17 protein-coding genes and 4 pseudogenes are annotated in these 17,165 nt (G+C 69.6%); 10 read left to right on the forward strand and 11 right to left on the reverse strand.

The window, feature by feature from the left end; translation table 11 throughout:
• Window positions 1–167 precede the first annotated feature (167 nt).
• Entirely contained in the window at window positions 168–821 is a 654-nt protein-coding gene (locus tag ACTMTU_RS01655) for a YceI family protein (RefSeq protein ID WP_441261588.1), read from the forward strand.
• Between the two features lie 197 nt (window positions 822–1,018).
• Complete coding sequence (locus ACTMTU_RS01660; RefSeq protein WP_441261589.1) at window positions 1,019–1,372, forward strand: VOC family protein; 354 nt, start codon at window positions 1,019–1,021, stop codon at window positions 1,370–1,372.
• 114 nt (window positions 1,373–1,486) lie between these two features.
• Here ACTMTU_RS01660 and ACTMTU_RS01665 read toward each other — a convergent pair whose 3' ends face one another.
• Window positions 1,487–2,029, reverse strand: a complete 543-nt coding sequence (locus ACTMTU_RS01665) for a dihydrofolate reductase family protein (RefSeq protein WP_441261590.1) — start codon at window positions 2,027–2,029, stop codon at window positions 1,487–1,489.
• Window positions 2,030–2,579: 550 nt separating this feature from the next.
• Between ACTMTU_RS01665 and ACTMTU_RS01670 the strand changes: the two genes are divergently transcribed.
• A complete protein-coding gene (locus tag ACTMTU_RS01670) occupies window positions 2,580–3,326 on the forward strand; it encodes a lysostaphin resistance A-like protein (RefSeq protein ID WP_441261591.1) in 747 nt (248 codons plus the stop codon).
• Between the two features lie 264 nt (window positions 3,327–3,590).
• Here the strand turns inward: ACTMTU_RS01670 and ACTMTU_RS01675 are convergent.
• Window positions 3,591–3,833: pseudogene (locus tag ACTMTU_RS01675) on the reverse strand (MerR family transcriptional regulator); the annotation flags it as partial.
• Window positions 3,834–4,123: 290 nt separating this feature from the next.
• Between ACTMTU_RS01675 and ACTMTU_RS01680 the strand changes: the two are divergent.
• Entirely contained in the window at window positions 4,124–5,161 is a 1,038-nt protein-coding gene (locus ACTMTU_RS01680) for a magnesium and cobalt transport protein CorA (RefSeq protein ID WP_441261592.1), read from the forward strand.
• A gap of 42 nt (window positions 5,162–5,203) precedes the next feature.
• Here the strand turns inward: ACTMTU_RS01680 and ACTMTU_RS01685 are convergent, their stop codons facing one another.
• On the reverse strand, window positions 5,204–5,845 hold the full coding sequence (locus tag ACTMTU_RS01685) for a DUF1707 SHOCT-like domain-containing protein (RefSeq protein WP_441261593.1): 642 nt from the start codon (window positions 5,843–5,845) through the stop codon (window positions 5,204–5,206).
• A gap of 354 nt (window positions 5,846–6,199) precedes the next feature.
• On the opposite strand from ACTMTU_RS01685, the gene ACTMTU_RS01690 reads away from it, so the two are divergent.
• Window positions 6,200–6,763 carry a cysteine hydrolase family protein gene (locus ACTMTU_RS01690; protein WP_441261594.1) on the forward strand — a complete coding sequence of 188 codons (564 nt, stop codon included), beginning with the start codon at window positions 6,200–6,202 and terminating at the stop codon, window positions 6,761–6,763.
• 86 nt (window positions 6,764–6,849) lie between these two features.
• On the opposite strand, the pseudogene ACTMTU_RS01695 reads toward ACTMTU_RS01690, so the two are convergent.
• Window positions 6,850–6,990, reverse strand: a pseudogene (locus ACTMTU_RS01695) (IS21-like element helper ATPase IstB); the annotation flags it as partial.
• Window positions 6,991–7,067: 77 nt separating this feature from the next.
• Between ACTMTU_RS01695 and ACTMTU_RS01700 the strand changes: the two are divergent.
• A pseudogene (locus ACTMTU_RS01700) lies at window positions 7,068–8,093 on the forward strand (MFS transporter); the annotation flags it as partial.
• Window positions 8,094–8,170: 77 nt separating this feature from the next.
• Here the strand turns inward: ACTMTU_RS01700 and ACTMTU_RS01705 are convergent.
• Window positions 8,171–9,241, reverse strand: a complete 1,071-nt coding sequence (locus ACTMTU_RS01705; RefSeq protein WP_441261595.1) for a helix-turn-helix transcriptional regulator — start codon at window positions 9,239–9,241, stop codon at window positions 8,171–8,173.
• Here ACTMTU_RS01705 and ACTMTU_RS01710 point away from each other — a divergent pair.
• Window positions 9,240–9,602 (forward strand): DUF6415 family natural product biosynthesis protein, encoded by a 363-nt coding sequence (locus ACTMTU_RS01710; RefSeq protein ID WP_441261596.1) that lies wholly within the window; start codon window positions 9,240–9,242, stop codon window positions 9,600–9,602. The genes ACTMTU_RS01705 and ACTMTU_RS01710 overlap by 2 nt on opposite strands.
• 193 nt (window positions 9,603–9,795) lie before the next feature.
• On the opposite strand, the gene ACTMTU_RS01715 is transcribed toward ACTMTU_RS01710, so the two are convergent.
• Complete coding sequence (locus ACTMTU_RS01715) at window positions 9,796–10,461, reverse strand: HdeD family acid-resistance protein (protein WP_441261597.1); 666 nt, start codon at window positions 10,459–10,461, stop codon at window positions 9,796–9,798.
• A gap of 231 nt (window positions 10,462–10,692) precedes the next feature.
• On the opposite strand from ACTMTU_RS01715, the gene ACTMTU_RS01720 reads away from it, so the two are divergent.
• Window positions 10,693–11,331, forward strand: coding sequence for a potassium channel family protein (locus tag ACTMTU_RS01720; RefSeq protein WP_441261598.1), 639 nt, complete (start codon window positions 10,693–10,695; stop codon window positions 11,329–11,331).
• Window positions 11,328–12,737 carry a DUF2252 domain-containing protein gene (locus ACTMTU_RS01725; RefSeq protein ID WP_441261599.1) on the forward strand — a complete coding sequence of 470 codons (1,410 nt, stop codon included), beginning with the start codon at window positions 11,328–11,330 and terminating at the stop codon, window positions 12,735–12,737. The genes ACTMTU_RS01720 and ACTMTU_RS01725 overlap by 4 nt, the downstream gene beginning before the upstream one ends.
• Before the next feature lie 175 nt (window positions 12,738–12,912).
• On the opposite strand, the gene ACTMTU_RS01730 is transcribed toward ACTMTU_RS01725, so the two are convergent.
• Together ACTMTU_RS01730 and ACTMTU_RS01735 are read right to left on the reverse strand one after the other, a co-directional pair.
• Entirely contained in the window at window positions 12,913–13,110 is a 198-nt protein-coding gene (locus ACTMTU_RS01730) for a hypothetical protein (RefSeq protein ID WP_441261600.1), read from the reverse strand.
• A gap of 225 nt (window positions 13,111–13,335) precedes the next feature.
• The gene (locus ACTMTU_RS01735; RefSeq protein WP_441261601.1) at window positions 13,336–14,163 is read right to left on the reverse strand and encodes a YhjD/YihY/BrkB family envelope integrity protein; all 828 of its coding nucleotides are present in this window, start codon (window positions 14,161–14,163) and stop codon (window positions 13,336–13,338) included.
• Between the two features lie 36 nt (window positions 14,164–14,199).
• Here ACTMTU_RS01735 and ACTMTU_RS01740 point away from each other — a divergent pair.
• Window positions 14,200–14,511: pseudogene (locus tag ACTMTU_RS01740) on the forward strand (AMP-binding enzyme); the annotation flags it as partial.
• Window positions 14,512–14,636: 125 nt separating this feature from the next.
• Here ACTMTU_RS01740 and ACTMTU_RS01745 read toward each other — a convergent pair.
• From ACTMTU_RS01745 to ACTMTU_RS01755, 3 genes are all read right to left on the reverse strand, one after another.
• On the reverse strand, window positions 14,637–16,013 hold the full coding sequence (locus ACTMTU_RS01745; RefSeq protein ID WP_441261602.1) for a diacylglycerol/lipid kinase family protein: 1,377 nt from the start codon (window positions 16,011–16,013) through the stop codon (window positions 14,637–14,639).
• A gap of 87 nt (window positions 16,014–16,100) precedes the next feature.
• Window positions 16,101–16,535 carry a DUF7144 family membrane protein gene (locus ACTMTU_RS01750; protein ID WP_441261603.1) on the reverse strand — a complete coding sequence of 145 codons (435 nt, stop codon included), beginning with the start codon at window positions 16,533–16,535 and terminating at the stop codon, window positions 16,101–16,103.
• Window positions 16,536–16,565: 30 nt separating this feature from the next.
• The gene (locus ACTMTU_RS01755) at window positions 16,566–17,027 is read right to left on the reverse strand and encodes an SHOCT domain-containing protein (protein ID WP_441261604.1); all 462 of its coding nucleotides are present in this window, start codon (window positions 17,025–17,027) and stop codon (window positions 16,566–16,568) included.
• Window positions 17,028–17,165 lie beyond the last annotated feature (138 nt).

Consider the following 17,165-nt stretch of genomic DNA (forward strand, 5'->3'; position numbering starts at 1 on the left):
AGGGGGCCGATGGGGACCCGTCCGGCAGAGCGCCCTCGACATCATGTTGATCTTGTGCAGCTTTACAGGCGACCGTATGGAACCCGGACGAGGCCGCCCATCTCGCTGGGCAGTGCCCGGCGACGCCGTGATAGCACGGAGCGATCAGACAGGAAAGGCTCACGATCATGGGTATCTTCAGCCGTCGCCAGACCGCCGTCATCGAGCCGAACCCGGCTGTCGGCACCGGCACCTCCGTCACTGAGGCCGCGCTTCGAGGTGTCACGCTCGACCCGGCACTTCGAGCGCTGACCGGGCGGTGGACCGTTGACCGCCCGCACAGCCGTATCGGGTTCTCCGTGCGGCACGCCATGGTCACGACGGTGCGGGGAGCTTTCACCGATTACGACAGCACCCTCTACTTCGATGGGGCGCGGCCCTCCGAGTCGCGGGCCGACCTCGTCATCCGGGTCGCCAGCGTCGACACGGGCGTGGAGCAACGGGACGCGCACCTCGTCGGCCCCGACTTCTTCGACGCGCGCCGCTTCCCGGAGATGGTGTTCCGCAGCACCTCCACCGTCCACGAGGGTGGCGAGAGCTTCCGCATGTCCGGGGACCTGACCATCCGCGACGTTACCCGGCCCGTCGACCTGCAACTCGACTACCTCGGCTCGGTCTTGGATCCGTTCGGCTTCGAGCGAGCCGGCTTCGACGGCACCACCACCATCGACCGCACGGAGTGGGGTCTCGTCTACAACCAGCGCCTCAAGGCGGGCGGCACCATGGTGAGCGAAAAGGTCCGACTGCAGTTCGACATCTCCGCCGTCCGGTCCACGTCGTAGCGGGTGTGGGTGTGCCGGTCGACCCGTCGGCCGGCTCGCACGACGAGTGGTCCGGTGGCCGGGGTGCGCTCATCTTGTCGTTCAAGGTGCGGGCCAACGAGGAAGGTGCCGTGCCGTTCCTGAAGTCACCGCGGCCGGGTCCACGATGGCATGACGGGTAGTGAATAGGGTTGGGCCACAGTGGAAGGGTGCTCAACGTGGCGATCATGAACGTCTTTGCGGTTATGCCCGTCGTGGACTTTGAATCGGCCCGTGGTTGGTATGGACGCCTCTGGGGGCGCCCTGCAGACCGCAACCCCATGGACGGCTTGGCGGAATGGCAGGTCATCGAGGGTGGGGCGATCCAGTTGCTCCGAGACCCCGACCGCGCGGGCTCTGCCATGTTGACTGTCGGAGTCGACGACATCGACGGACAAGCTGCTGTGGCCGCGGAGAGAGGTCTTGCCATGGGACCAGTCCAAGACACCCCCGGGGGGTTCCGCATCGCGGCCATCACTGACCCCGCCGGCAACGTCATCACATTCGCCCAGGACCTCGGGCGCAACGTCTGAGCATGTCGTTCGGCGTCCGGTATCGGACGCGCTGGGGCCGTCCCCGCGCCAGGGCGGCGTGATCAAGCTCTGCGAACGTCCGTGGTCACCGCACCAGCTGTTGGAGGGCCGAGCCTACTTTCGTACACGGAAGCGGAGCATCGTGATGGCGCCCGACTGGGTGCTGCTGAAAGGCTCCAGGTCGATCCTGTCGAGGCTTGGGGGCGAGAAGCGGACGCCGTCGCCCAGTAGCACCGGCAGGACATACACCAGGATCTCGTCGACGAGCCCGCGCTGCAGGCACTGGGCGGCTACGTCGGCACCGAGGATCTCCAGGTTTTTGCCGCCCGCGGCGCTGCGTGCCGTGGCAACGGCTTCCTCAAGGCCACAGGTGAGGAATGTGACGGTAGGGTCCGGCTCGTCGGGAGGCTTGTGCGTGAGGACGAACTGTGCTCCCCCGTCGTAGGCGGTGTCCTGGTCGGCCATACGCTTGGCGACCTCGTACGTGCCCCGGCCGATGAGCATTGCGCCCGTGGCCGCCATGACCTCCGGGACCTCGGCCGCTGTCAGGTACTCGGCGATCCAGTCCATCGTGTGGCCAGGGCCGGCGATGAAGCCGTCCAGCGACATCGCCCGGTTCACGACCACTTTGCCGGTGCCGAAGCCCACATCACTCATGCGTCTTCTCCACGGATCTTGGAGGCCCGAGGCCGGGTCATAGTTCGGCCGGTGGGGGTTGCAAGCGTATCTGCGGTGGCACAACGCGAACAACCGGCAACCGGGTGTGCCGGCCGCGCAGCGTCGGCAACGTGCCCGGGTACGGCGTGAACGACACCGCCGGTGGGCGTTCTCAGTCCCGGGCCGGGTGACCAAGCCGGTGATCGTTTGTGGTCACCGCGCCAGTGGTGGCTGGGCGGCTGAACGCCCCGCCGATTGCAAGGACTCGGCCCACGTCATGGCGTGCGGCCGGACAGCGATTCTTGGAGCCCCGGTGGTCGGCCTGGCCCGAAGCGGGTCGGTCAGGGCCTGTCGACCTCCATCTGCCGCCTGGGCAGTGACAGCCTTCGCTCGAGTTCCGGTGAGACATGCTTGGTCTTCGCTGTCACACCTGGTCTGCCCGGACCCGGGCCGGACGCTCGCGCGGCCTGCCGGGCCCGAGCCGGAGGACCGGAATCGCTTCCAGGACCGGGACCGGCTCGAACTGCGGGGGAGTGGACGGTGGCGCGCCGTGGAAGGCGCGTTGCGGGACGCGCTCGCGCACGTCGGCAATCCTTGTGCGGCCATGTGGATGCTGCTCTTGGCCGTCGTGGTGCTCGCGGCCGCCAACACGCTCAACGACCTGCTCGCGCCCGGTTGGTACGTGCCGGTCTGTGTCGTCGCGTCCGTGCTGCTCGTGTTGATCGCCCGCCGGTCCGGCCTCGCTCCGGACGACCTGGGGCTCGGCAGGGCCGCTGCCCGCCGCGGTCTGCGCTGGGGCCTGGTCCTCGTCGGAGTCGTACTCCTGGTCTATTCGGTGGGTCTGGTACTGCCGTTCACCCGGGAGGCATTCCAGGACGAGCGGGCCGCGGGCCTGCCTCCCGAGGAGCTGGTGTACCGCGTACTGGTCCGCGTACCGCTCGGCACGGTGCTGCTCGAGGAGATCGCATTCCGCGGCGTGCTGTGGGCCATGGTTCTGCGACGGTGGGGGCCTGTATGGGCCACCGTCGTTTCCTCGGTGCTCTTCGGGCTCTGGCACGTACAGCCGTCACGCGGGCTCACACGCGCGAACGCGGCGGCCCAAGCAGTCTTCGGAGCCGGCCAGGTCGGCCTCGCCCTGTCCGTGACGGCGGCGGTCGTCGGCACCGCTCTCGCTGGTGTGCTTCTCTGTGAGCTCCGCCGCCGCTCCGGCAGCCTCGTCCCACCCGTGGCGCTGCACTGCGCCCTCAACAGTGCGGGCTACGCACTCGCCTGGGCGGCGAGTCGGTGGTGGGGCTGAGGGCGCACGTCGGGGTCGCAACGGCGTACCGGAGCCCGTCTCGAGTCTCGCGGGTCCGCTGCTTCAACATGATCACCGGCCGAGCCGGCGGGCCGTCCGAGGGGCCGCCACGCTGGACCTGCGACGCGGGTCAAGCTATGAGGAGGCGGAGGCCGGGATCTGCCGCGTCGAGGTCGGCGAGGTCGCTGTTGCGCTCGGCCCACCGGCCGGATTCGAGGTCGTCGCCAAGGCTTCGCACCGCCCGCTGTTCGGCCTCCGGCCCGACCCTCGCAGTCGGCGCAGGTGCGCGACCGCGTCGGTGGACGGGTCGCCGACCAGTTCCGCGACCTCCCGCAGCCCGAAGCCCAATCGCCGACAGGCCAGCACCTCCCGCAGCCGCTCCACGTCGCCCGCCGAATAGGCCCTGTACTCGGCCGCAGTCCGCGCCGACGGCCGAAGGAGCCCGATCTCGTCATAGTGATGCAGCGTGCGGATGCTCACGCCGGCCAGCTCGGCCACGCGTCCCACGTTCCAGTGATCCTCCACGGCACCGACTATGAAGCCTGACGTCACGGCAGGGTCAAGAGCCTCACTCACGGCGACAAGAGCCGAACGCGAAGCAGCGGTCCGAGGCGACTTCGGCAAGCCGGAGCGATGGTCCGATGCAGACACCACCCTGGTGAGGGACCCCGAGGTACGCGAGCGGCACCACCTGGTGCGCCGGAGCGATGTCGTACAGAAGCGCGATGTGATCCGAACACATCGTTGCTCACCGGTAGGTTGCCCCCTACCGATCGGACGAGGACAAGAGGCAGCACATGGCGGCGCAGCAGGACAGCAAGGACATCGCGGGGCTGCCGTCGGCGGTGGTGGACTGCGCCCTGTACGAGGAAGGGCGCCGCGTTCCCGGTCAGGTGAGCCTGGACGCGATCATGAAGCGGATGGACCCGCAGGCCGGGCGCTTCGCGTGGATCGGTCTGTACGAGCCCACCGCCGAGCAGTTCCAGCAGGTCGCCGAGGCCTTCGACCTGCACCCCCTCGCCGTCGAGGACGCCGTCCATGCACACCAGCGGCCCAAGCTCGAACGGTACGGCGACATGCTGTTCCTGGTCCTGAAGACCATCGTCTACGTCGACCACGAAGAGATCACCGCGACCAGCGAGATAGTCGACACCGGGGAGATCATGGTCTTCGCCGGGCCCGGCTTCGCGATCAGCGTCCGCCACGGCAGCGCCCCGCCCCTCGACGTCGTGCGCCGCCGGCTCCAGGCCGACCCGCAGCAGCTCGGCCGCGGACCCGCCGCCGTCCTCCACGCGATCGCCGACATGGTCGTCGACCGCTACGTCGAGGTGGCCGACGCCTTCGCCGGCGACGTCGACACCCTGGAAAGCGAAGTCTTCTCCCCGGACCTCCCGGTCGACGCCGGGCGCATCTACCAGCTCAAGCGGGAACTCCTCGAATTCAAGCGCGCCGTCATGCCCCTCGCCTCCGCCCTGCAACGCCTCAGCGAGGGATCTCTCCCGCAGATCCCGCCGAAGGTGGCCACGTACTTCCGCGACGTGGCCGACCACCACCAGCGGGTCAGCGAGCAGATCCTCACCTTCGACGAGCTCATCACCGGCATGCTCGGCGCCAGCATTGCCCAACTCGGCGTCCAACAGAACGCCGACATGCGCCGCATCAGTGCCTGGGCCGCACTCATTGCCGTTCCCACCATGGTCGTAGGCATCTACGGCATGAACTTCCAGTACATGCCCGAACTCAAGTCCCCCTACGGCTACCCGGCCGTGCTCATCGTCATCGCCGTCGCCTGCACCGTCGTCCACCGAGCCCTGCGCCGCAACAAATGGCTGTGATGCGCCGCGTCCGTGCTTCCGTGAACGAATATCTGTGAGAGTTCACTTGGGCCTGCGCAGCAGCCACTGCCCGAACGTCCGCCTCGCCGGCCGTACGACCACGCGGCCGTGAGCCTTCTGACCGGCCAACTCGACCCGCAGAGTGACCGGAGTACCGGGATTCGTCGTGGTCCGACGGTACTTGACCCTGCTGTGCACAAGCTGCAGACCATCGGTATCGACCACGATGCCGGGCTTCGTGACCAGCGTCAGGGTCTTCCCCGTCATGGCCACGTCGATCCGCAACGTGTCGTGCGTGATCACGGCGTCGGTGAAATCGAGCGTCACCCCGCAGTACGTCACCGCGAGCTCCAGCCGCCGCGGCACCACCCAACGCCCTGTGCGCTCGACCGCGCCGCTGTGGACCTGTTCGATCCGGACGACGTCCTTGACCTCCGCTCCCGTCATGCCGCCCATGGCCGATACGGGCGGCAGGTCAGCGGTGAGCGCGGTCAGTTCGCTCACGGTCCGCGCCGACAGGGCAGCCTCCAAGCGCTCGTCCAACTCATCGGCAGTCAGCCGGCCGTCCCCCGCCGCGACGCGCAGCACATCCACCACACGGTCCCGGTCCGCATGAGAGGCCCGCAGCTCGGGCGACGAGCCGGGGCCATGGCGCTGACCGGTGGGTGAGATCTCTCCCGACATGCTTCCGTCCTGGTCCTGTCGACTGTCTGTCTGCGCGCGACGCGGACAGCGGCGCGACGAGAAGATTAACGCTATATCGCGACAGGGATCCCCGGCCGTGCCCCATCAAGAGCAGCCGATCGGCAGCGTCCGTGCACGGCAATGCAGAGCGCCGCAGCGCCGGCGAACGGCTCATGGCCGGCAGATTCACGGGCGCTGCGCAGCAGCCAATGGCGGCGTAGGGCGAGAAAAGAACTGACACCGGTCATGGGCGCACTGCGGCGTGACGCCGATGACGATCTCCGAAACCTCCACCGCGGCCTGGTTGATCCACCAGACTTGCTCGTGTTTCCCGACGGAGAAGGGGCGGCAAGCATGGCGAGCAGCGCACTTCTGGTGATGGACGTCCAACGGGACGTCGTGGCCATCGCCGACGACGGTTCCGGATATCTGCCGCGCTTGCGCAGGGCGATCGACGGTGCGCGGGCTGCCGGCATCACCGTGATCTACGTGGTGCTCGGGTTACGGCCGGGCGATCCGGAAGTCAGCCCTCGCAACAGGGTTATGGCAAACGTCGTGCGGGCCGGCCTGTTCACCGAGGGTGCCCCCGGCACCGAGATCCATGACGACGTCGCGCCCCAGCAGGGCGACGTGGTGGTTACCAAGAGGCGGGGGAGCGCGTTCTCGGGCAGCGACCTCGACCTGGTACTCAGGGCCCGCGACATCGACAGCCTTGTTCTCACCGGCATCGCCACCAGCGCTGTAGTGCTGTCCACCCTGTGGCACGCCATCGACCTGGACTTCGGGCTCACCGTCCTGTCGGATGCCTGCCTCGACACCGATCCGGAGGTGCACACGATGCTCACCGAAAAGCTGTTCCCGCAGTGGGCGGATGTCCTCACCGTCGAGGACTGGCTCAAAGCCGTCGCACCGCAATAGCGGGAGGCCGCCGGGACCGCGCGTGCGGGGCAGACGGCATCGCCTCCCGCCGGCCGGGTGAGGTCAGCCGGCGGCGTTCTGTGCTGCTGCCCGGGACTGGGTGAGGCCGGGCGGCAGGAGTGGGTGCCGGTCCGAGCAGGGTTGCCGCCGAAGGTGAGCCGCTCGACGACGGCCGCGCAGAGCCGGGGATCGGTGAAGGGCTTGGTCCAGCCCCTGAAACTCTCGTCGAGGCAGCACAAGAAGCTGACGGTGTGCGGAAACTTCACTGACAGAAGATGTCAGTGAACCTCCGGACAGTGGTGCCATGATCCTCAGTCACCACTCCCGCCGGGCCGAGCGGCTGCTCGTGCCCGCTGCCTTCGCCACCGCTCTCGGCAACAATGTCCAGCTCATCGTCGGTGCACTGCTCATGATCAGAGAGCAGCAGACCATGATGGCCGTCGGCTGGCTCTTCATCGCCGTCGCCGGGCCGCAGGCGCTGCTGTCGCCCTTCTGCGGACGGCTGGCCGACCGTTTCGACCGGCGGTCCCTGTGGATCGGCTGCGACATCACCAGTGCGGCGCTGGCCCTCGCACTGCCGCTGTGGCTGGCCTGCGGCGGCGCCCCGGGGCCCGGCATCTACAGCGCCAATCTGGCGCTCGCCATGGTCGGTGCACTGTTCTTCCCGGCAAGCTCCGCGCTGATCAAGGAACGGGTCCCGGCGGACCGGCTGCGGCGGTTCAACGCCCGCTACGAGATGGGGACCCAGGCGGGGATGCTGCTGTCGGCCACGGTCGGCGGGCTGTCCGTCCAGGCGTTCGGTGCTGTGCCGCTGCTGGTGTTCAACGCCGGGACCTTCATCGTCTCGGCGCTCTGCGTCGCCGCGGTGGGGCGCCGCCCGGACCGGGCGCCGACGGCCACCGCCGCCGAGGGGCCGGCGCCGGCAGCGGCTCCGCGCGGGCCGCTGCGGATGCGCCGCTTCATCCTGCTCTACGCCCAAGGGAGCGTTGTCGTCACGGTGTTCAACGCTCTGCTGCCCACCGCCGTCATCGGTGAACTCCACCTGGGGGCGGCGACATTCGGCGCGGTGGACGCCCTGGGGTGCCTCGGTTTCCTGGCGGCCACCGGTGCCTACCGGATCGTCAGCAGACGCAGTCCGGACCTTCGCATCGCCGTCGTGGGCTTTCTGCTCTGCAATGTCGGCCTGGTGCTGCAGAGCCAGTTCGGGATCGTCGGCTATCTCGTCGGGGTGCCACTGGGTGCGTTCTTCTTCGGGCAGGCCCGGATCGCCTCTCGGACCATGCTGATGACCTCGGCCGACGAAGCCTCGGTGGGCAGGGTCTTCGGGCTGGCGAACGGTGGCGCGCTGGCGGCTACGGTCGGGGTGATGTTCCTGGTCGCGACGGTCACCGACCACAGTGACACGCGCTACGGCTTCGGGGTCCTCGCCGCCCTTGCGCTGCTGGCGACCCTGTCCGCCGGACTGCTGCTGAGATCGCCGGCCCCCGCCCGGCCTGATGTGTCCGCCGGTCGGTACCGGTCGAGCACGGCCGCCGCCGTCTCCGCGATCCCGCGGCGCAGGTCCTCGGGGGCGAGCACCTCGATGTCCGGCCCCAGTGACAGCAGTGTGGGCACCGCCAGTTCGACCGATTCCAGCGGCATCGTCGCCGTCACCCAGCCATCTGCCTCCGGCGGCCCCGCCGAGGCTTCGACGGCGCGGACCAGTGCCGCGTCCAGGCGGTCCGACAGCGCGGACAGCAGTGCTGGAGCAATCCGGACGGAGGCCTGAAGCCGCAGCCTGCGGGCGTCGTAGACGGTGAGGTACTCCTGCCAGTGGGCGGCCAGGTCGAACCCTTCGGGGCGCTCGAAGCCGACCTCCTCGACGTCCAGGCGGAGGATCGAAGACACCCGGTACGTCCGCACCGCGCCGTCCACCGCTGCGACGAGATACCAGACGCCCGCCTTGAGGACCAGGCCGTAGGGGTCGAGCTCGCGCTCGACCTCCTGCGGCTCGGCCCAGCGGCGGTAGCGCACCCGGATCCGCTGCTGGTTCCACACCGCTTCGGCGAGCGCCACGAGAGCGGGCGGGGAGTCCTGTTCCCGGTACCAGCCGAGAGCGTCGAGGTGGAACCGCTCACGGACCCGACCGGCACGGTCCCGCAACGGTGCCGGCAGCGCCGCGGTCAGTTTCAGCTGCGCCGCCGCCAGCACCTCTCCCAGTCCCAGGTCGTCCGCCGCGCCCGGCAGCCCGGCCAGAAACAGAGACTCGGCCTCGTCGGCATGCAGTCCGGTGAGCCGGGTCCGGTAGCCGCCGAGCAGTTGGTATCCACCGCCGTGCCCGCCGTCCCCGTAGACCGGAATGCCCGCGCCGCTCAGCGAGTCGATGTCCCGATAGACGGTCCGGACCGAGACACCCAGCTCCTCAGCGAGCTCACCAGCCGTCAGCCTGCCCCGGTTCTGGAGCAGGAGGATGAGGGAGAGAAGCCGGGCCGCACGCATGAACGAATCATTCCAGGACCGGGCACGGGTCGGGCTTCGGCCTGTCGGCGTTCCTGAGCGATGCAACCCGCAAAGGCCGAGTGAAAGCCTGCGCAGACTGCACCGGCCGTGGCGCGCAACGAGCCGACGCCGCGCGGCCGCCGCCCGAGTCTGCACGGAGCAAGGAGCGGGTGCGCCGCAGGAGGACGTGGGTGAGCTGGCCGGCGAGATGCGCGGATACATCCGCCGCCTGGTGCCGGACGCCCGTGCCTCGGCCCGAAGGCGGGCGAGCGGGGATGTGCTGCCCGTGATCGCGAGCACAGGCGCGGACGAGGCCGAGCGGCTCCTGAGCGCCCGCCCGGGATTCAGGCCCGACGCATAGAGCGGGAGACGTGCCCTGGGAGCGGCCAGTCTGCCCTCTGGCCACACTGAAATGCCCCCGCCGGTCTGCGCTTGAGGCGATGCACCCCTCACCCGACGCGGGTGAGACCGCGGGGGCCCGGCCACCCGTCGATGGACGCACCGTGCGGCGGGATCAGGGTCCCTGAGTACGGTGCGCGGCGGCAGTTCTGGTTTCAGTCCGTCGTGGCAGGGTCGTACGGGCCCGTCGGGGGTGCCCTTCTGAGCGCGGCCCGCCACGCGAGGGCGACGGCCGCCTCGGCGAGGCCGAGCAGGACGAGCCACAGGCCGAGCAGCCGGGTCAGGGCACGGGCCGACTCCATGGGCAGGGCGAGCACCACGATCCCCGCGACGATGCCGAGGACTGCGACGACCAGGACGACGCTGCGGTGCGGCAGGTCCTTGGCGGCGACGGCCGTGTAGAGAGTCAGGACGCCCGACACGAGCCAGACGACGCCGACGATCAGCGAGAGCGCGGCGACGGTCTGCAGCGGGTTCCGCAGGCACAGCACCCCGGCCAGGATGTACAGCACCGCCACCAGCAATCCGGGGAGTCGTTCAGCGTGCTCCTCCCGCGCGAAGACGGCCACGAACCGGAACGCGCCGGTCACCAGCAGGTACAGGCCGATGAGGACCGCCAGGACGTGCAGGGTCCCCTCCGGCCACACCAGTACCAGGACGCCCGGCACCAGCGTCGCTGCCGCCGAGCCCAGCACCCAGGTCCACGAACGGCCGAGGCGCGCCAGCACGTCCGCAGGACGGGGGATTGCCCCGTCGGCCATGAGTTCCGGGCCGGTGTCTTCCGGTCCGGCAGGTGGACCAGGACCACGTGATTCGGTCATCGCGTACTCCTCGCGCATTCGATGCGGGTCGCTTGCGTACCCGACGGGGCGGTGTGCGGGGACCTGACCCTCAGCGTCCCGCGCGCCACCGGCTCCCGGATCACCCACGGCGGGTGATCCGCCAGTGCCGCCGGGGGTGTGGGATGGGCCCGGAGGCGTTCGCCGTCTTGCGAAGGAACGACGTGCGACGACGCAGAACGACTTGTGTGGAACGAAACGAAGAGGCGTGTGATGAGCGACCCCAAGGCTGCCCGGACGGACCGTCCAGGATGGGGACCGGTCGCGATCCGGTGGGGTCGGCGGCTCCACCCCGGTCAGCGGGCGGCGGTCGCTGCCGTCACTCGTGCCCTGCTCGTCGTCGCGGCCCTCGTCACCGCCTACTTCCTACTGCCCTTGGACGAGCGCGGCACGACCGGAGCGGCGACGCTGTTCGCGTGCGGCCTCCTGGCCGTCCTGCTGGTGTTCGCGTGGGAGGTGCGGACGATCGCGCACTCGCCCTACCCGCGTCTGAAGTCCATCGAGGCCCTGGCCGCAACGCTGGCGCTGTTCCTGGTCCTGTTCGCCGGCGCCTACTACCTGCTTGATCACGCAGACCCGGGATCCTTCAGTGAGCCGTTGACCAGGACGGACGCCCTGTACTTCGCGCTGACCACGTTCAGCACCGTCGGCTTCGGGGACATCAGCGCGCGCTCCCAGGCGGGGCGCGTGGTGACGATGCTGCAGATAGCGGGAGGGCTGCTGCTCGTAGGGGTCGCGGCACGGGTGCTGGCGAGCGCGGTCCAGGCCGGGCTCCGTCGGCAGCGCCACGGCCCGCCCGCGGAGCCGGGTGCCGGAACAGACACCACGACGGACCGGGAGGCCGGATCATGACCGTACCGCTCGACTTCACCGCCTCCCTGACACCGGCTGAGCGAGCCGCGCACGGCAGAGCGGCGCGCACGCGTGCGTCGCGTTCGAGCCACGGCTGGTTCGAGACGGATCAGGGGCGCCCCGACCCGGTCGAGGTGATCGAGCGTCAGTCGGCGGACCGGCTTCCGGAGCTGGTGCCGATCCGCTACGGCCGCATGCTCGAGTCACCGTTCCGCTTCTACCGCGGCGCCGCGGCGGTCATGGCGGCGGACCTGGGACCGCTCCCGAACACAGGTCTGCGGGTGCAACTGTGCGGGGACGCCCACCTGCTGAACTTCCGGCTGCTCGCCTCGCCGGAGCGCCATCTGGTCTTCGATCTCAACGACTTCGACGAGACCCTGCCCGGGCCCTTCGAATGGGACGTCAAGCGGCTGGCGGCAAGCTTCGTGACAGCGGGCCGGGCCAACGGCTTCTCGCTCAAGGAGCAGAACAGAGCTGTGCGCAGCTGCGTGAAGGCGTACCGGAGGCGGATGCACGAGTTCGCTGCCATGCGCACCCTCGACATCTGGTACGCCCAGGACGACGCCGACCGGATGCGGGAATTGATGGCCTCGTCGATGGACGCAGAGGCCAGGCGACGTACCGCTCGTGCGACGGCGCGGGCCCGCACGCGTACGCATCTCCAGGCTTTCACGAAGCTCACCCGGCTCACGGCCGAGGGACGGCGCATCACGCCGGACCCGCCGTTGATCACTCCGCTCGGCCGGCTGCTGGCCGAGCCGTCCGAGGCCGGTCGGGAGAATGAGCTCAAAACCCTTCTGAACGGTTATGCAAGCACCCTGCCGTCCGAACGCCGGCACCTGCTGCGTCACTACCGTCTGGTGGACATGGCTCGGAAGGTGGTGGGCGTCGGCAGTGTGGGGACGCGCTGCTGGATCCTGCTCCTGCTGGGCAGGGACGACGATGATCCCCTTCTGCTGCAGGCCAAGGAGGCCCAGGAGTCGGTGCTGTCCGCCCACCTCCCCGGCGATGGCTACGACAACCATGGCCGCCGGGTGGTGACCGGTCAGCGCCTGATCCAGACGACCAGCGACATCTTTCTGGGATGGACGCACGTCGTGGGCCTCGACGGACAGAGCCGGGACTTCTACGTGCGCCAGCTGTGGGACTGGAAGGGCATCGCACGGCCGGAGACCATGGGGCCGGGCCTGCTCTCGCTCTTCGGCATGTTGTGCGGGGCATCCTTGGCGCGGGCCCACGCCCGTTCCGGCGATCCCGTCGCCATCGCCGCCTACCTGGGTGGCAGCGACCGCTTCGACCGCGCGCTCACCGAATTCGCCCAGTCCTACGCCGATCAGAACGAGCGGGACTTCGAGGCGCTGGGAGCCGCTTGCCGCTCCGGCAGGATCAGGGCGGAGCGCGGTTGAGCGGCCCTCGTGAGAGACCCCTCCTCGCTCTCCTGCCCGTGGGCTCACTCTGTCGTCACGGCGCCCCGGTGGGCGCCCTGGGCGCCCCGCACAAGGGACCCGGTATGCGCTCACGCCCCCCGCTTGGGCCGATCTCGTTCCGGTCGGCTCGGGAGCGCCCACTTCGGCCGGCCGATCACTCCGGTACCTGCCGCATCTCCAGGACGCGTAGTCCGAGCGATTGGAAGCGGGCCAGCAGCCCGTACAGGTGCGCATCGTCCACGACAGGGCCGAACAGAACCGTTTGGCCGGACATCACCACATAGCCCAGCTCCGGGAAGGCTTTGGCAAGCGTTTCCGAAATGTGCCCCTCGACGCGGATCTCGTAGCGCATGGGCTGTTCTCCTGCGGGCGGCGTGGGCAGGCGGACGGCGCACTCCCTGCGATGTTCCCCCAAGGCGCCCCGCCGGGCCTCACCCGGTACAGGTGAACTGCTGCCGGACCTTCCTGATGACCTGGCCCGCCGTGTCGCGGTCACGGACGAGCCCACCTGCCCGCCACGGCACACCGCCGGCGAGCTCCCGCCCGAGTGAGGAGCAGCCGCTTGCTGAAGGTGCTGTCAGCGGTGCGGCCGGGAGCCCTGCCGGGAACGGCGCTCAAGGTACAGGCGACCGACGACGGCTCCCAGGTGGATGACCACCCCTACCGCCACCAGCCAGGACAGAATGACCATGACGACACCGATGGGGCCGTACTTCTCGTTGTTCTCCACGATCGACGCGGAGAAGAAGCGGGCGGAGAAGACGCCCAGGCCCGTCCAGCACACAGCTGTGACGACGGCCGGGGGTAGGAGAGTGCGCCACCGCACGGCGGGAACGAGCAGTACGTACATGGTCACCCACCAGAAGCACGTCGCGACGCCGAGACCGAACAGGCTCCGCAGTACCGGCCCCTCGAGCGCTCTGCCGACCACGGCCTGCAGGGAGCAGTAGGCCAGCAGGAGCGCGAGCCAGCAGAGCTGCGCCGGAATGTCCCGCCAGCCGCGGTGCGGGACATCGAGAAGCCTCTGATACCAGCTCTGCAGGGTGCCGGCGACGGCCACGGCACCGACGATCAGCATGCAGGCGCTCGACACCGTGAGGGATCCAAGGTCCTCGCCTCCAGCGAAGAGTGACGCCACAGCTTGGGCCGCCTGCTGGCTGAGCCCCAGCCAGCCGGCGACCGCGGTGGCGGCGTCACGGCCGGCCGCGCCCGTGATGACGATGAGGAAAGGGAAGAAGCACAGCAGGGACAGCGCGGCGAGCTGGAAAGAGTTGCCGAAGAAGTCGATCGCCGAGAGCCGACGCCACACCATGCCTGCCTGGCTGTCCCGGTAGCGCCGGGCCGCAGCCTCCCTCCGCCGGTCCAGAGTGGCCCTGCGACGCGCTCGCGGACTGTTGCGTGTCATGGAATCAAGTGAACCGCTGCCGGCCCGGGCGATGTGCGGAAGAAAGACCTGATCATCGAGGTGGCTACAACGTCCACCCACGTGAGGTCGAGGAGGTGCTGTACGAGCACCCGGCCGTCGCCGAAGCCGCCGTCGTCGGCGTGCCGCACCCGGTTCACGGCGAGGAGATCGCCGCGGTGATCACACTCCGGGCCGGTGCCCGTGCCACGGCCGAGGAGATCCGCGACCACGTCAAGGACCGGTTGGCGGGCGTACAAGTACCCGCGGATCGTCACCTTCACGACCGAGCTTCCCAAGGGCCCCACCGGCAAGATCCTCAAACGCGAGATCGTGATCACCGATCGGTGACCACGCGGCGTCCGACGGCGAACGGGCTCCCCGGCCGTGAACCGACACGCTGGTCAGCTGTGGCAGCAGCCGACTGGAGATGGTCGCCGGCGCCGCTCCGGGGCGATTGCCGTGCACCGCCGACATCAGGCTGCCGCGGTGTCGTGTCCCCGGACCGGACGGCGCAGCGCCAACCGTGCCACGCGCGGCCAGTCGGCGGAGGCCCCGACGCCCCGCGGCGCGTTGGGGCGACGGCGTGGTACGCGGACCCGGAGAGCGCCGGGCGCGCTGTGGCACACGACGGGAGCCGGCAGGACGACGTGTTCACCGTCGATGCCGACCGGGAGTACGTCCGAGTCGGCTTCTACGACGACTTTCCCGGCGGTCAGCCGGACGAGGCCTCCCGAGCGCGGTCCGCGCACCAAGCCCGCCGCCTGAACGGCACTGCCGACCCGCAGGCACACCACGCCGAGGAGCCCGGTGTCCAGCCGCTCCCTGCGTCCCGGCCGGGTGGCGTCGACGGCGCGTCCGTATGGGTTGTTGCTGACGAGCAGCGCCTGAAGTCCGTCGACGTACGTCCTGTCGGCCCGCGCCCGCAACCTGGGCGCACCCTCGCCGGTGAGAAGGCCGGGGAGGGTGCGCAGGGACGTGCGGGCCTTGGCGTCCCGGTACGCGGGTTCGGTGACGACGGACGCGTATGTTCCGAACGAGGCGTTGTTCACGAAGACGCGGTCCGCGGCGTACCCGAGGTCGACGCGGAGCTCGACACCGTCGGTCAGGGCTTCCAGGGCCTTCGCCGGATCGTCGCGGTCGAGGCCGAGATCGAGGGCGAAATGGTTGCGGGTACCGGCGGGAACCACCACGAACGGCAGGTCGTGGCGCGCCGCGACCTCGGCCACCAGCGCCTGGGTGCCGTCGCCACCCGCCACCGCCAGCAGGTCGGCTCCCCCGGCGGCGGCCTGCCGGGCCATCTGGACGACATCCTGGCCCGCGTCGAGCAGGGCCACCCGGCAGCCCGCCGCCCGGGCCTTCTCCACCAGTTGGAAACGGCCGACCTTGCCGCCGCCGGAGCGCGGATTCATGAGGATCCAGGGGGCGCGGGGGGTTTCGGCGACGGCCTGTTCCGACTGCTGGGAGGCGGTGTGCCCAGGGCTCAGGGCCGTACGCGCCGACGTGACAGCCAGCACCCACAGGGCCAGGGACAGCAAGGCCGGCCCCAGCATGCCGAAGGTGGCGAACAGGACAAGGACGGTGAGCGGTGCGGTCACCGAGAGGGCTGCGCCCAAGGCGCGTACCGCACCGGTGTGCGCCAGGGCCCACCACACACCGACGGCTGCGAGCGCCACCCCGGCGATGCCGACCAGCACCCACAGCACGCTCCGCAGACCGGCGGCGACGAGCGGCACCATGATGCTCGCCAGGAGGGCGAGCACGGCGAGGCGGGCGCGTCCGGCGCTGCCCTGTCGAGAGGGCGCGGGCCCTGCCGCTCTTGATCTCCTCGTGTGTCCTGCGTGTGCTCCCACCGGTCGTCCCTCTCTTCGCGATCCTCGGGCACGCTTCCCTCCGCCCTCCCGCGCCGTCCGGCCGTGGCCGGCTCACACCGTGCTCGGTCAGCGCCGCTCGGACAGTTCGAAGAGGTTGCCGCGCTCGACCACGCACAGGGCCCAGATGATGAAGCCGGAGAGCGCGATCATCACGATCGACCACACCGGGTAGTACGGCAGGGAGAGGAAGTTGCCGATGATGACGAGTCCGGCGATGCCCACGCCGGTGACGCGCGCCCACGTCGCGGTCCGGAGCAGTCCGATGCTGACGATCACGGCGAGCGCCCCAAGGACGAGGTGGATCCATCCCCAACTGGTCAGGTCGAACTCGAACACGTAGTTGGGCGTCGTGACGAAGATGTCGTCCTCGGCGATGGCCATGATGCCCCGGAAGATGTCGAGCACACCGACGAGGAAGAGCATCACGGCTGCGAAGACCGTCAGGCCGGTTGCCCATTCCTGCTTTGCCGTGTCCGTCGGGCGAGTGTGTGTCGCGGTCATCTTGCACCTCGTTTCGTGGTGTTCGGATGCTCAGCGTCCGGAGGTGTGAGGGGTGGAGCCCGAGTGCTCCGCCGGGCCGTGGCCGGAAAGGACCAGTTCCTTCGCCCTGCGGAACTCCTCGTCCGTGATGGCGCCGCGGTCGCGGATCTCGGACAGTCTGGCGAGCTCGTCGACGCTGCTGGACCGCCCGCCCGCGGCTTCCCTGACGTACGCGTCGAACGCCTCCTGCTGCGACCGCGCCTGCGCCACCTCTCGGCGGCCCATGTTCCTGCCGCGGGCGATCACGTAGACGAACACGCCCAGGAAGGGCAGGAGGATGCAGAACAGGAGCCAGCCGGTCTTCGCCCAGCCGTTCAGCGCGTCGTCACGGAAGATGTCGGCGACGATCCGGAAGAGCAGGATGAACCACATGATCCACAGGAAGAAGAAGAGCATGGTCCAGAAGGCGCCCAGCAGCGGAAAGTCGTACGCCAGATAGGTCTGCGCGGTCATGCCCGGCCTCCGTCCCGGGCGTTCACCCGGCAGCGGTTCTCTGTCACCTTCAGCGTGCCCACGGCAATCACCGGGCGCCTCACCCGGCGCGGGTGAGTGTGCGCGCTGCGCTGTGATCGCCGCCGCTCGACCCGTTCC

The organism is Streptomyces sp. OZ13 (assembly GCF_052068155.1).
GTDB lineage: Bacteria > Actinomycetota > Actinomycetes > Streptomycetales > Streptomycetaceae > Streptomyces.